The sequence below is a fragment of the Rhizobium laguerreae genome, from assembly GCF_002008165.1.
Classification (GTDB): Bacteria; Pseudomonadota; Alphaproteobacteria; order Rhizobiales; family Rhizobiaceae; genus Rhizobium; species Rhizobium laguerreae.
This window is the reverse complement of the sequence record NZ_MRDM01000008.1, coordinates 185284-198094: the sequence shown is the minus strand read 5'-3', so window position 1 is coordinate 198094 and position 12811 is coordinate 185284. Positions and strand designations below refer to the sequence as shown.

At 61.7% G+C, this 12811-nt stretch carries 12 protein-coding genes; 5 read left to right on the top strand and 7 right to left on the bottom strand.

Annotated features, from left to right (window positions below; translation table 11 throughout):
• Window positions 1–82 precede the first annotated feature (82 nt).
• The 3 genes from BS630_RS05710 (at window position 83) to BS630_RS05700 (ending at window position 2899) form a co-directional block, all read left to right on the top strand.
• The gene (locus BS630_RS05710) at window positions 83–1141 is read left to right on the top strand and encodes an ABC transporter permease (protein ID WP_170268251.1); all 1059 of its coding nucleotides are present in this window, start codon (window positions 83–85) and stop codon (window positions 1139–1141) included.
• A complete protein-coding gene (locus tag BS630_RS05705; RefSeq protein WP_077976612.1) occupies window positions 1138–1902 on the top strand; it encodes an ATP-binding cassette domain-containing protein in 765 nt (254 codons plus the stop codon). The genes BS630_RS05710 and BS630_RS05705 overlap by 4 nt, the downstream gene beginning before the upstream one ends.
• Before the next feature lie 79 nt (window positions 1903–1981).
• The gene (locus tag BS630_RS05700; RefSeq protein ID WP_077976611.1) at window positions 1982–2899 is read left to right on the top strand and encodes a sugar ABC transporter substrate-binding protein; all 918 of its coding nucleotides are present in this window, start codon (window positions 1982–1984) and stop codon (window positions 2897–2899) included.
• Between the two features lie 134 nt (window positions 2900–3033).
• On the opposite strand, the gene BS630_RS05695 is transcribed toward BS630_RS05700, so the two are convergent.
• The gene (locus BS630_RS05695) at window positions 3034–3264 is read right to left on the bottom strand and encodes a DUF2093 domain-containing protein (protein ID WP_003545832.1); all 231 of its coding nucleotides are present in this window, start codon (window positions 3262–3264) and stop codon (window positions 3034–3036) included.
• A 172-nt stretch (window positions 3265–3436) separates the two neighbouring features.
• Window positions 3437–5239, bottom strand: a complete 1803-nt coding sequence (gene mutL, locus BS630_RS05690) for a DNA mismatch repair endonuclease MutL (protein ID WP_077976610.1) — start codon at window positions 5237–5239, stop codon at window positions 3437–3439.
• 183 nt (window positions 5240–5422) lie between these two features.
• Here mutL and BS630_RS05685 point away from each other — a divergent pair, with 183 nt between their 5' ends.
• The gene (locus tag BS630_RS05685; RefSeq protein ID WP_077976609.1) at window positions 5423–7141 is read left to right on the top strand and encodes a response regulator; all 1719 of its coding nucleotides are present in this window, start codon (window positions 5423–5425) and stop codon (window positions 7139–7141) included.
• 153 nt (window positions 7142–7294) lie between these two features.
• Entirely contained in the window at window positions 7295–8659 is a 1365-nt protein-coding gene (locus BS630_RS05680; RefSeq protein ID WP_072639516.1) for a putative bifunctional diguanylate cyclase/phosphodiesterase, read from the top strand.
• A 53-nt stretch (window positions 8660–8712) separates the two neighbouring features.
• On the opposite strand, the gene BS630_RS05675 is transcribed toward BS630_RS05680, so the two are convergent.
• From BS630_RS05675 to BS630_RS05655, 5 genes are all read right to left on the bottom strand, one after another.
• Complete coding sequence (locus tag BS630_RS05675) at window positions 8713–9324, bottom strand: PRC-barrel domain-containing protein (protein WP_077976608.1); 612 nt, start codon at window positions 9322–9324, stop codon at window positions 8713–8715.
• Between the two features lie 220 nt (window positions 9325–9544).
• A complete protein-coding gene (locus tag BS630_RS05670; protein WP_077976607.1) occupies window positions 9545–10432 on the bottom strand; it encodes an SMP-30/gluconolactonase/LRE family protein in 888 nt (295 codons plus the stop codon).
• A complete protein-coding gene (locus BS630_RS05665; RefSeq protein ID WP_077976606.1) occupies window positions 10429–11070 on the bottom strand; it encodes a 2-dehydro-3-deoxy-6-phosphogalactonate aldolase in 642 nt (213 codons plus the stop codon). Before BS630_RS05665 ends, BS630_RS05670 begins: the two co-directional genes overlap by 4 nt.
• Before the next feature lie 13 nt (window positions 11071–11083).
• A complete protein-coding gene (locus BS630_RS05660; protein ID WP_077976605.1) occupies window positions 11084–12001 on the bottom strand; it encodes a 2-dehydro-3-deoxygalactonokinase in 918 nt (305 codons plus the stop codon).
• Window positions 12001–12765, bottom strand: a complete 765-nt coding sequence (locus BS630_RS05655; protein WP_376774619.1) for an SDR family NAD(P)-dependent oxidoreductase — start codon at window positions 12763–12765, stop codon at window positions 12001–12003. The genes BS630_RS05660 and BS630_RS05655 overlap by 1 nt, the downstream gene beginning before the upstream one ends.
• Between the last annotated feature and the right edge of the window lie 46 nt (window positions 12766–12811).

The following is a 12811-nucleotide window of genomic DNA, read 5'->3' as shown; positions in this document are numbered from 1 at the left end:
GATTAGATATCCATAAAAAACAGTTTGACGCACGTGTATCATATGTTTCTTATGTATAAAAAACGGGGGAGGCTAGGGGAATTTGGAAGACTCCGGGATTCTGCCTCAGAACTCGTCCCGGCCTGGTGGTTCGCAAGATGCAACCTTCCAGCCGAGACAATCTGGCATCACATTCGGGCTGAAGCTATTGAGCCTCGGCCCTCTATTGATCCTGATTATGCTCATCGCCGTCGTCAGTTTGATCACGCCGGCTTTTCTAAAGCCCGTTAACCTGGGGAACATCCTGGCACAGACAGCAGTGATTGCTGTTGTGGCAATGGGGCAGCAACTCGTTATCCTGACGCGCGGCATCGACCTGTCTGTAGGCTCGAATCTTGCGCTAGCAACAGTCATCGGCGGACTTGTCTATCAGCAGATTGATTCCTCAGTCGTCGTCATAATGGCCATGCTGCTTGCCGGTGCTGCTATCGGTGCGGTCAACGGCTTGGTCTTTGTCTACGGTCGGCTGCCACACCCCTTTATCATTACACTTGCGACCTTGAGTATCTGCCGCGGCCTGGCACTTGCATTGGCGCCCGGCCACACCACCATGCGCGGGATGCCCGATGCAGTGACCGCGATCGGCGGCGGTGCGACGCTTGGTGTGCCCAATTCCTTCTTTGCCGTTGCGATGTTCGGGCTTCTTTTTCTGATCCTCACGAAGTCGATGGTCTTTGGCCGATGGATCTATGCCGTCGGTGGGGCGCCGAATGCCGCCAGAAGCATGGGTATCCCAGTAAAGGGCGTTCTGCTCGCAACCTACATTATTTGCGGCTTTTGTGCAGGTGTCGGCGCGGTGCTGCTCGCAGGACGGACCGCCGCCGCCTCGCCAATCTACGGCAATCTTTTGGAACTCGACACGATTGCTGCGGTGATTATCGGTGGCGCCAGCTTCCTTGGCGGACGCGGCCATCTCGGACACGCCCTGATCGGCGCCGTGCTGATCGGCGTCATCCGCAACGCCCTTAACCTTCTCGGGGTCGACGTGTTCTTTCAAATGATCGCGATTGGGCTCGTCATCGTCATCGCCGTAGAGGCCGACGTGCTTCGTAACCATCTCGAGGCGCGCGCACGCGTGCTTCAATCGGCGAGAGTGCAATGAACCCAGCATCTACCACACCGGCACTTTCGGTTCGAAATGCCCAGAAGCGCTTTGGCGCCATACATGCCCTGAAAAAAGTAAGCTTTGATGCGTACTCGGGTGAGGTAACCGCTCTCTTGGGTGACAACGGCGCCGGCAAGTCGACGCTCGTCAAATGCATCAGCGGGCTTCATAGTCTCGACGAAGGAGAGATCCTCGTGGATGGTGCGCCCGTATCCCTCCATTCAACGGCGGCCGCCCGCCGCGCCGGTATTGAAACCGTCTACCAGGATCTGGCGCTTTTCGACAACCTGACCCCGGTACAGAATTTCTATTGCGGACGAGAAATCTCTTTCCCCTCTTGGCTGCCGCGTCCGCTCCGCTTCCTCAACACGGGCGTGATGAAGCGGGAGGCAGCAAGTGTCATCGATCGCCTGAAGGTTAAGCTGCCGAGATTCGATGCGCCGGTCGCCCTGATGTCCGGGGGACAGCGACAGGCGATCGCGGTCGCGCGCGCCATTGTTTTTGCGCGCAAGCTGGTGATTCTTGACGAACCAACGGCCGCCCTCGGTCTTCGCGAGTCTCGCCAGGTTCTTGACCTTATCCATCAGCTCAAAGCCGACGGCAATGCCGTGATCATCATCACGCACAATATGGAACATGTCGTCGAAATCGCCGATCGGGCGGTTGTGCTGCGCCAGGGGCGCAAGGTGGGTGAACTGAAGCCAACGCAAGCCAACAAGCAGGACCTTGTTGCGATGATTGTCGGCGCCGAGGCTTAAGGGAGATCGCTGCTTCTTTGGGGCAGCGGACAACGAGATCGCTCTAGAGGAGGGCGGTCGAAACATGGGAGATGTAATCATGAAACCGCAATCCCTGCTGGGAGCCCTTGCGCTCCTCGCCGTCGCTGTAGTCCCGTCCTTGGCGCAGGAGCCGGTGAAGCTCGGCTTTATAACCAAATTCCCAGTACCTTTCTTCGCAACAATGGAGAACGCAGCCAAAGATTATGCAAAGAGAAATCCCGGCGTCGAGATCATCTACGGGCAGGGTACGTCCGCAACCGACATAGAAGGCCAGATTGCACAGATCGAGTCCATGGTGACACGAGGCGTGCAGGGTATTGCCATCACACCCGTCGATCCCACCGTGTCCACTGCCCTGGACAAGGCGGTGGCGGCCGGTATCAAGGTCGTGCTGATGGATAACAATATTCCGGATTGGAAAGGCAGGACGGCGCTTGCCACAACCGATAACTTCGCCGCGGGAAAAATCGCCGGCGAATATCTCAAAACTGTTCTTAAAGCCGGCGATACGCTTGGGATTCTTGAGGGCGTGCCCGGGGTGCCAGCGCTCGATGACCGTGTGACGGGAATGCTTGAAGGGCTGAAGGGACTTGACGTCAAGATCGTCGGGAAAGGCGCGACAAACTGCACCGAGGAGCTCGGGATCAGTGTCGCCGAGGATCTGCTGACGAAGAACCCAGACCTCAAGGCCATTTATGCCGCTTGCGGCCCGCCCGCTGCTGGCGCGGCGCGCGCAATCAAGAACGCTGGCACTGCCAATGACAAGATTGTGCTGGTCGGTTTCGACTTCTGTTGCGGCGAAGAGGAGGCGCTGAAGAGTGGAGTCGAGGATGCGTCGGTGGCGCAGTTCCCCACCAAGATGGCCGAACTCGGTGTGGATGCGCTGGTAAAATCGATTCGCGGAGAGAAGGTTGAGTCTTTGATTGACTCCGGCGCTGCGCTCGTGACGCCAGAGAATATGGCGAAATTCAAGTGAACCGTTGCCCCTGTGGGGATCGGATCACGCAAACGGCCCGTCCTTCGTGGGGCGGGTCGGACGTGTCACCTCTCGTTGCGCCCAGATTTGAATCTTCTGTCAGGACGGCCGACCCGGCCTAAAATCATCCTGTTCTAGCGCCGCTGGTTAGGCAGCACGCCGGCGCGTTTGTCGGCATCGATGGCCGAGATCACGTCGGCATAGGGCTCCTGCCGGGCGACGCTCCAATAGCGCAATTCGTCGAGCGGGATCTGTTTCCCCGTCATCGCGCAGACGACATAGGAGCCGGGCGAGAGAATCTGGAAATCGCCATCGAGATACCGGATCTTCGCCTCGCGGTTTCCGTGCCCTTCGAACAAATTCATGCGCTCCGTTCCCTGCAGTCTGTCATTAGAGCGTGTCGCGCAAAACTGTGCCGCGGTTTTGCGATCACGACATGCGGACGCCAAAGCCCTAAAGCGTGGGCCAAGCGAATCTGAAAGATCGCGACACGCTTTAGTCTGCCATACTCCCGCAAGGGCTGCTTTTCCAGCTTTTTTAGCTTCTGCCGAAAAGCCGTTCGATATCGCTGAGCTTCAATTCGATATAGGTCGGCCGGCCGTGATTGCATTGGCCGGAGCCGGGCGTCACTTCCATCGCCCGGAGCAGCGCGTTCATTTCCTCCGGCCGTAGCCGTCGTCCGGAGCGCACTGACCCGTGGCAGGCCATGGTCGCCGCCACATATTCGAGCTTAGCCGAAAGGCCTGACGCCGTGTCCCATTCGGCAATCTCGTCGGCAAGCTGGCGGATCAGCCCATGCGCATCGACCTCGCCGAGCATCGCCGGCGTCTCGCGCACGGCAATCGCCCCGGGGCCGAAACGCTCGATCGCCAGGCCGAGTTCGGAAAGCTCGGTGGCGTGCTGCATCAGCCGGTCGCAGTCCTCTTCCGGAATATCGATGATCTCAGGGATGAGCAGCACCTGCGAGGCCAGCCGCTTCGAATGTAGCGCCTTGCGCATCGCTTCGAAGACCAGCCGCTCATGTGCGGCATGCTGGTCGACGATGACGAGCCCGTCCTCGGTCTGGGCGACGATGTAGTTTGCGTGGATCTGCGCCCGTGCCGCGCCGAGCGGATAGCGCGCAATTGGTTCGGGCGCTGCCGGCTGCGGCGAAAACTGCGGCTCGGCTCGCGCCGTCGGCATCGAAAGTCCGTCGAAGGATGCCTGGGGCCGCTCGCCGAAACCCGTTATTGGCTGATAGGGCCGGGAGGGCGAGGTTTCGGCCGACCATGCCGTTTGCGGTCGCTGGCTATTCGGCTGGAAGCCCGGGCGGAAGGAACGTAGCATGTCGCTCGCGCCGGTCGTTGCCGCCCGGCTGCCGTCGCGCGCCAAGGCCTCGCGGATGGCGCCGACGATCAGGCCGCGCACCAGGCCCGGGTCGCGGAACCGCACGTCGGATTTTGCCGGATGCACGTTGACGTCGACGAGAGCGGGATCGAGCGTGATCGACAGCACCGCCACCGGATGGCGTCCGGATGGGATCGTCTCGGCATAGGCGCCGCGGATCGCCGAGAGGATCAGCTTGTCCTGCACCGGCCGGCCGTTGACGAAGGCGTATTGATGGGCAGAGTTGCCGCGATTGAAGGTCGGCACGCCGGCAAAGCCGGTCAGCGCGATCTCTTCGCGCACCGCGTCGAGCGAAATGGCGTTGTCGCGGAACTCCTTGCCGAGCACCTGCGCCATGCGCGCCAGATGGTCGTCGCCGGTCGCCGGAAATTCGAGTGTGGTGCGGTCTGAGCCCGACAGCACGAAGCGTACCGCAGGAAAGGCGATCGCCATGCGCTTGACGATCTCGGTAATGGCACCGGCCTCGGCCTTCTCCGTCTTCAGGAATTTGAGCCGGGCGGGTGTGGCGAAGAACAGGTCGCGCACTTCGACGATCGTCCCGGGATTGGCGGCGGCTGGGCGCAGATGCGCGATCTTGCCTCCGGCAACGGCGATCTCGTGGCCGCCGGCGCTGTCGCGTCTGCGGCTTGCGATGCTGAGCCTCGCGACCGAGCCGATCGAGGGCAGCGCCTCGCCGCGGAAGCCGAGCGTGCGGATATCCTCGAGCGTCTCTGAGATCTTCGAGGTGCAGTGGCGCCTGACCGCCAGTTCCAGATCGGCCGCGTCCATTCCGGAGCCGTTGTCGCTGACGCGCAGTAGCGCCTTGCCGCCGCCTGACGTGGCGATTTCGATGCGCGTCGCGCCCGCGTCGAGCGCGTTTTCGATCAGTTCCTTGGCAGCGCTCGCCGGCCGTTCGATGACTTCGCCGGCGGCGATCTGGTTGATGAGCGTTTCGGAAAGCTGTCTGATGGCCATGGGCTATTTTCGGGGATTCGCGGGCCGGAGGGAAGAGGTTTCGACAGGCTTTCCCGAAACGTGATCCGGGGCTCCCCCAAATTTGGGAATAGGTAATGTTAAGCCGGTTTTAACATAAAAATGGCATTTCTAATCACATACCTCCGGAAGCTGCGAAATCGAACAGATGTGGGACGCAACAGAATGAGTGCCGGCTTCGAAAAGGCGGACACATCATCAGAAATCGATGGGGCTCCCGCTGAGACCGATCTGCAGACGGCGCTTTTCGATGTGGTGTGCGACAGCCTTTCCGCAGCTTTCATCATCTACGACAAGAACGATCATCTGATCTTTGCAAGCCGCCAGACTCTCGAGTTCTTTCCGCTGCCCGCCGAGATGCTGAAGCCGGGCACGCGGCTTCGCGATTTCCTCGGCGCGATGTACGACACCGGCATTCGCCAGCAGTATGATGTCAGGCAGGGTGGCTCGCTGAGCCGCGAAGACTGGCTGTCGCAGAAAATCGCCTCGCATTGGCGCGAGCGCTTCGACGCCGTCGAGCGCCACGGTGCCGATAGCTGGGTCCGCTTCGTCAAGCGCAGGCTGCCCGGCGGTTACGGCGTCACCATCATCTCCGACATTTCCGAGAACAAGAAGCGTGAAGAGCAATGGCGCTCCGATCTGGAGCGGGTGCAGCTCACCGAGGACATTCTCGACAATCTGCCGTTCCCGCTCTTCGTCAAGGATCGCAACCTCACCTATGTCGCAGTGAATCTCGCCTTCTGCGAGAAATATCAGACAAGCGCCGACGAGGTGCTTGGGCGCAAGAGCGGCGATCTTTTTTCAGAAGAGATCGCCAAGCGCTTCGAAGAAAGCGACCGCCATGTGCTGGAGACCGGCGAGATGTCCGTCTCCCGCCAGCGGCAGATCTCCCGCGACGGCATCGAGCGCGATATCGTCAGCCGCAAGCACCGCATCGGCAAGCCTGGCCGCTATTTCCTGGTGTCGACCATGCAGGACCTGCCGCGCGACGGCGCCGATCTCGACGAGTTCGGCCAAGCGTCCGTGATTACCGCCTCCAGCAATCAAAGCTATCGACGGGCCTATGTGCCGGTACCAACCGGCATCGCACGGCGCGAACCGGCGGCGATGGAAGCGATCGTTCCGGAGAATTTCTCCGGCCGCAAGGTCCTCGTCGTCACGGCCGACCTCGCCGCCGAGACCGCCGCGCTGCGGACGCTGACGAAATACGGCTTCGAATCCTGCTCGGTCCGCGGCGAGGACGAAGAGGAGCGGTTCCTGGAAATCGCCACCTCCTCCGGCATCTCGCTCGATCTTCTGATCATCGACAACCAGATGGGCATGCGCTGCCTCGAGCTTGCCGAGCAATACGGCATCCCGGCGCTCGTCATGGACGGTTTCCAGATCGCCAACGAACTCACCTTCCAGATTGCCCGCCATTTCAATCGCAGCAGCCGCAGCGCCGCCGGTTCGGATGCGGATTGGGAAATCACCATTTCCGACGATCCGGTCGGCCTGCAGGTTCTCGTCGCCGAAGACAATGATATCAACCAGATCGTCTTTTCACAGATCCTCGAAGGTCTCGGCTATCGCCACATGCTTGCGGCGACCGGCGACGAGGCCGTGCGCCTCTGGGCCGAGCACCGGCCGCAGATCGTGCTGATGGATATTTCCCTGCCGGGCTTCAACGGCTTCGAGGCCGCGCGGCTCATCCGGCAGATGGAGGAAACCGGCGGCACCCGTACCCCGATCATCGGCGTGCTCACCCAGGCATTCGAGCGTGATCGCGCCGAATGCGTCAAATCAGGCATGGACGACGTCATCATGAAACCCGTCAGCCCTGACATGCTGGAGACTGTATTTCAGAAATATCTAATGAATGAGGCCATGCGGGCCCAAAACTGAAGCATGTCGCGCAAAAGTGTGCAGGCGCCAAAATACCCGTCAACGCCCTAGATTTTGGGCGGGTTCAAGTGGTTATCCCGCTGATTTACTATCGAATTGTTAAGACCTGCCGGTCATTCTTCTGCATGGCTCCGGAGGAAAGCTCGGGTTTGGATGATGAAATCGGCGGACATAGCTTTCTTGACCGTCGGTCAGAATGAGCTTCAGGCGATGGCCTATACCGATCCGCTGACCGGATTGGGCAACCGCAATCGCATGCGAGACAAGGTCTTGCAGATCTCCGCTGAGCGCGCCAGCGATCCGGCCCCCTTCACCATCGGCATCGTCAACCTCGACAGTTTCAAGCCGATCAACGATCTGTTCGGCTCGACAGCCGGCGATGAAATCCTCTGCCAGGTCGCCCATCGTCTCAGAGCCTGCATTCCTGATGGCGCGCTGGTCACCCGCCACGATGGCGATGAATTCGCCTTCGTGCTGCCGTTGATCTTCGAGCGGGCGAGTGCCGAGAAATTCGGCCAGATGATCCGCGAGGTGTTGTCGGCGCCTTATGACCTCGGCGACCGCAACGTCCGTCTTTCCGCCTCCCTCGGCTTTTCCATCTATCCCTTTGCCGGAGAGGATTGCGAGGAGCTGCTGAAGAGCGCCGAAACCGCCCTCTACCGTTCCAAGCGCCGCGGCCGCGGCCAGATCACCGTCTATTCGCGCGAGATCGCCCAGGAGATGAAGCGCGCGACACAGCTGGAGCAGGCGCTCAGAAACGCCATCATCTCCGACGCGATCGACGTGCATTTCCAGCCGATCGTCTCGCTGTCCAACAATCAGGTCGTCGGCTTCGAGGCGCTCGCCCGCTGGAACGATCCCGATCTCGGCTTCGTCTCGCCCGGCGTCTTCGTGCCGCTCGCCGAGGAGCGCGGCTTCATCGACGCGCTGTCGGAGGCGCTGCTGCGCAAAGCCGCCGAGGCAGCGCTCTCTTGGCCCCGCGAACTCTTCCTGTCGTTCAATCTTTCCTCGGCTCAGCTGATGGATCCGGGCACGAGCAGCAGCGTCCTGTCGATCCTCGGGCGCGTCGGCTTCGATCCGCATCGCCTGGAGCTGGAGATCACCGAGACGGCGGTGATGAGTTCGGCCGATACCGCTCACCGCATCATCGCCGATCTGCGCGCCGCCGGTGTACGCATCTCGCTCGACGATTTCGGCACCGGCCAATCGAGCCTCGGGCGCCTGCGCGACTTCATCTTCGACAAGATCAAGATCGACCGCGCCTTCGTCTCGCGGATCAATTCCGATCGCGCCTCCGAACACATCATCAAGGCGATCCTGACCATGTGCGAGGGCCTGGAGCTGGAAGTCGTAGCGGAAGGCATCGAGGATTATGCCGAGGCGGTGAAATTGCGCGCACTCGGCTGCGGCATGGGCCAGGGCTATCACTTCGGCCGTCCGGCCGACGGTATCGCCACGCTGCGCTTCCTGCACGAAAACTATTACGATCCAACCATGGCGGAGCGTGTCAGCGCATAAAACGATGGCGCCCCTGGGAGCGCCATCGCCTACGCTATACTACCGCGCACGGATTATTTAGGCGTGGTCGAGCCAGTCGCCGTGGTATCGGTACCGGTCGCAGCCGGAGCCGGAGCCTTTTCGGCCGCCAGCATTGCCAGCGTCTTGAACTCAGGTGCGGCCTTCAGCGATTCAGCCGTTTCGCTGGTCGTCAGCTTGACGCTGCCGTCCTGGGTATTCTGCGCGACGGTGATCTTTTCCATCGGCACGGCGACGTTCTTTTCGCCGATCCCGAGGAATCCGCCGACGCCAACGATTGCGGCAACCATGCCGCCATCCTTCTTGAGGATCAGGTCGTTGACGCTGCCGATGCTTTCATTGTTGCCGTTATAGACCGACTGGCCGATATAGGTGTTGGCGCTGATCTGGTCCGGAGCCTGCTCCGTCAGATAGGCGGCCTGAGCCGTATCTGCCGTCGGTGCCGGGGCCGGAGCCTGTGCGGCATCGCCTGCGGGTTTGGTGACATCAGGCGTCATCGGCTTCGGTGCTGCCGGATCGGCGGGAGCCGTCTGGGCCGGAGCGGCGGGATCCGCCGGCTGCGGCGCCGTCTGCGAAAATGCCGCCGGTGCGAAAGCCGTGGCAAACAGTGCGCCAGCGGCAACGGTCGTCAAGAGTTTGCGTGTCATTTCGAACCTACTTTCATTTCCTGGAGTAATCGCTGACCCGGCAACGCCTGTTTGATTGCCGCGCCGGTTCGAAAGGAAAATGAGTGGTGGGCCGATTGGTTCCGGTTGAAAACACGGAAAATTTCTCGATTCTCACGGAACATTTATCGAAGAGCTGCCACCAAAACCAGAAAAGGCGCCCGGTCGGGGAGCGCCTCAGATGGCCTCGGACATCCGGTGTTCAGATCACATAGACCGGATCGAACACGCCCTTGACGTCGATACCGAGTTCCAGCAGCGCGCCGGCGCTCGGCTGCGCCGAACGGGCATCCTCGTCGAGCCCTTCCCAGGCGGTCGTTACCGCCAGGCGGTCGGCATTGACGCCGATGAAGGCGGGGCAGGAGGGCTGGACGGCAGGAACCATATAGCGCGAGATGCGCAGACCGTCCGGACTATAGCGGTCGACGACGCCGGCGCCCCAGCGCGCATTCCACAGATAGCCGTCGGCATCGACCACAGAGCCGTCGATGCTGCCGGGCTCGTCCATGCTGTCGACCAGCACGATCGGCTCGCCCGAGGGGAGGCCGGTCAACGGATCGACCATGACGCGCATCAGCCGGTTGATGCGGGAATCCGTATAATAGCCGACCGTGCCGTCAGGCGAAAAGCAGATCGAATTCGGAATGCTGATGCCATTGAAGATCTTCGTCACCTTGCCGCTGGCGACATGATAGATAGCGCCGGCCTGGTTTTCCGCCCGTTTGCTCATCGTGCCGATCCAGAGCGCACCGGAAGGATGGGTGCGGCCGTCGTTCGAACGGTTTTCGGGCCTGTCGTTTTCAAGCGCGGCGTAGAAGGTGAGGTTGCCGTTTGCCACATCGCGCACGAAGAGTCCCTCCTCCGTCGCGATCAGCTGACGTCCGGCGTCGATGCGGGCCAGCACGCTCGCCATCACAGGCAGCGGGTGCACCTTTTTCTCGCTCGTCGAAAGATTGAGCTCGTGCAGTTCCTTGCCGAGAATGTTGAACCACCAGACGGTGTTGCTGTCCGGATCATAGGTCGGACCTTCGCCGAGGACGGAATTGGTATTGCAAAGTGTTTTGCCCTCGAACTCATAAATATCGGTCATACGTTCACGCTCCCAATGGCTGCATCATAGGCGTAAATGGTCGCCTTGGCGCGCTCGGCAACCTCTGATGCGGTCATTCCCGGCTTGTAAATGCTGGTGCCGAGGCCGAAGGCGAAGATGCCGGCCTTGGTGTAATCGCCGAAATTCTTGTCCGACACACCGCCGACGGCGGCAATCGTCAGCTCCGGCGGCAGGATTGCCCGGATCGCCGTGATGCCGGAAGGGCCAAGCACGCTGGCCGGAAAGAATTTGAGACCGGTGGCGCCGGCGCGCGCAGCTGCCAGCGCCTCGGTCGGCGTAAAGACGCCCGGCATCGTCACCATGCCGTATTCGCGCGCCCGGATGATCACCTCGGGTTCGACATTCGGGGTGACCAGCAGCTTGCCGCCGGCCGCATGCAGGCTGTCGACCGCCTCGACGGTCAGCACCGTGCCGGCGCCGATCAGCACTTCGGCCGGCGCCATCTTCGCGGCGAGCTCGATGGATTTGAACGGTTCCGGCGAGTTGAGCGGGATCTCGATCGCCGTCAGGCCATTGTCGATCAGAGCGCCGACGACGCTTTCGGTCTCGTCGGGCCGGATGCCGCGAAGGATGGCGATCAGCGGGCGCTTCATGTCGGGGAAGGGGATGCGGTTCATCGTGTCAGCTTTCTCAGTTCGGCCAGATGGCTTCGGCGGCAGCCGAAAGCCCGCGGCGCACGGCAGCGTCGGCGTCGATGGCGGTGAAGGCAAGGGAGAGGGTTCTGAAGGCCTGTTCGTAAAGCGCCTGCAGGCGCCCGGAGGCGACGAGGGTGATGGTGGTGCCGTTTGCCGTATCCTGCAGCGCCCCGGCGATTTCGAGGCCGATCAGCGTACCGGAAAGCCGGGCTTGTGCGGCAGCGGCAGAAATCCCGTGCAGGAGCTGGCCGGAACGGGCGGCAAAGAGCAGGTTGGAGGCAAGGGCCGGGCGTGCGAAAGCGGCCGAGACCGCGGCCGCGAAAGCCGCCGCATCCGCCGGCTGCTCTTCCGCACCGGCCACGGCATGCGAAAGGATCGTGTGTTTGCTGATGACGTCGAAAAGCTCGCCGGTCATGAAGGTCGAAAAGCCGGTCACCTTGCTCTCCGTCACATGCACCCATTTCGAATGCGTGCCGGGCATGCAGACCGCCTGCGCGCCTGAGCTTGCGCGGCCGAGCGCACCGAGAAGCTGGGTTTCCTCGCCACGCATGACGTCGGGCCTCGCCATGTCCCGCTGGGCAAGGCCCGGCAGGATGCGGATGTCGCGGCTTTCGCCGGGCACGGAGACCGCCCCGGTCAGGATCGAGGCGAGCGGCGCCGGCACATCGATATAACCGGCCTCGACCCAGCCCTGCCTGGCGCCGGCCATGCCGCAGACGATCACCGGCAGGTTTTCCGGCGCCTCGATGGCGGCGAGATGGCCGGCAAGCACCGCGGAAAAGCCGGTCTTTGCCGCGCTCGTCATGCCTTCGCCGCTGCGGCGTTCGGCAAGCACGGTGCCGTCCCTGCCGATCAGCCAGAGCCGGAAACTGCTGGTGCCCCAGTCCACCGCGACATAAGCGGGATTTGTCATTACAGAACGCCTCCATCGACAATCAGGGACTGGGCGGTCATCGCCGCCGCACAGTCGGATGCAAGAAACAGGCAGGGACCGACGATCGCATCGGGTTTGAGCGCAACCTTCAGGCACTGATCCTCGACCGAGCGCGCAATGCTTTCCTCGGTGAGCCAGTGCTGCATCTGCCGCTCGGTGACCACCATGCCGGGCAGGATGCAGTTGACCCGGATGTTCTCCGGCCCGAGCCTGCCCGCCAGGCTCTTCGTCAGCCCGACGACCGCCGCCTTGGCCGCCGCGTAGGCGGGAAAACCGCCCATGTTCAGCTTGAAGGCGATCGACGACATATTGATGATCGCCCCGCCGCCAGCCACCCGCATCGACGGCACGGCTGCCTGCGACGTGAAGAACACATGCTTGAGGTTGACCGCCTGGTTGTTGTCCCAATAGGCCTCGGTCACCGCGTCGAATTCATGGCGGTCGTCCCAGGCGGCATTGTTGACCAGCACGCGGATCGGCCCTGAATCGGCAATGACGGTATCGACCGTGCGCCGGATCGCCTCGATGTCGCGCAGGTCGGCATGGTGAAAGGAGACCGGATGCGCAGTCTCCCGCGACAGCCTTTCGGCAAGCTCGCGGCCCGCGATCTCGGCGATATCGATGAACGAGACCTTGGCGCCCTGGCGCGCGAAACCTTCGACGATCGCAGCACCGATGCCCGATCCGCCGCCGGTCACCAGCACGGCTCGGTCTTTGAATTCGGGAAATTGTGCTGCCATCATGGTCACCGTCCTCCCACTTCTGCTGTTCCATTATTTGGAACTTAAT

What these genes read in the sequence shown, in the direction of transcription:
- BS630_RS05705 (WP_077976612.1), top strand. Translation starts at nt 1,138, where the DNA reads ATGAACCCAGCATCTACCACACCGGCACTTTCGGTTCGAAATGCCCAG.
- BS630_RS05700 (WP_077976611.1), top strand. Translation starts at nt 1,982, where the DNA reads ATGAAACCGCAATCCCTGCTGGGAGCCCTTGCGCTCCTCGCCGTCGCT.
- BS630_RS05695 (WP_003545832.1), bottom strand. Translation starts at nt 3,264, where the DNA reads ATGAATTTGTTCGAAGGGCACGGAAACCGCGAGGCGAAGATCCGGTAT.
- mutL (WP_077976610.1), bottom strand. Translation starts at nt 5,239, where the DNA reads ATGGCCATCAGACAGCTTTCCGAAACGCTCATCAACCAGATCGCCGCC.
- BS630_RS05685 (WP_077976609.1), top strand. Translation starts at nt 5,423, where the DNA reads ATGAGTGCCGGCTTCGAAAAGGCGGACACATCATCAGAAATCGATGGG.
- BS630_RS05680 (WP_072639516.1), top strand. Translation starts at nt 7,295, where the DNA reads ATGATGAAATCGGCGGACATAGCTTTCTTGACCGTCGGTCAGAATGAG.
- BS630_RS05675 (WP_077976608.1), bottom strand. Translation starts at nt 9,324, where the DNA reads ATGACACGCAAACTCTTGACGACCGTTGCCGCTGGCGCACTGTTTGCC.
- BS630_RS05670 (WP_077976607.1), bottom strand. Translation starts at nt 10,432, where the DNA reads ATGACCGATATTTATGAGTTCGAGGGCAAAACACTTTGCAATACCAAT.
- BS630_RS05665 (WP_077976606.1), bottom strand. Translation starts at nt 11,070, where the DNA reads ATGAACCGCATCCCCTTCCCCGACATGAAGCGCCCGCTGATCGCCATC.
- BS630_RS05660 (WP_077976605.1), bottom strand. Translation starts at nt 12,001, where the DNA reads ATGACAAATCCCGCTTATGTCGCGGTGGACTGGGGCACCAGCAGTTTC.
- BS630_RS05655 (WP_376774619.1), bottom strand. Translation starts at nt 12,765, where the DNA reads ATGATGGCAGCACAATTTCCCGAATTCAAAGACCGAGCCGTGCTGGTG.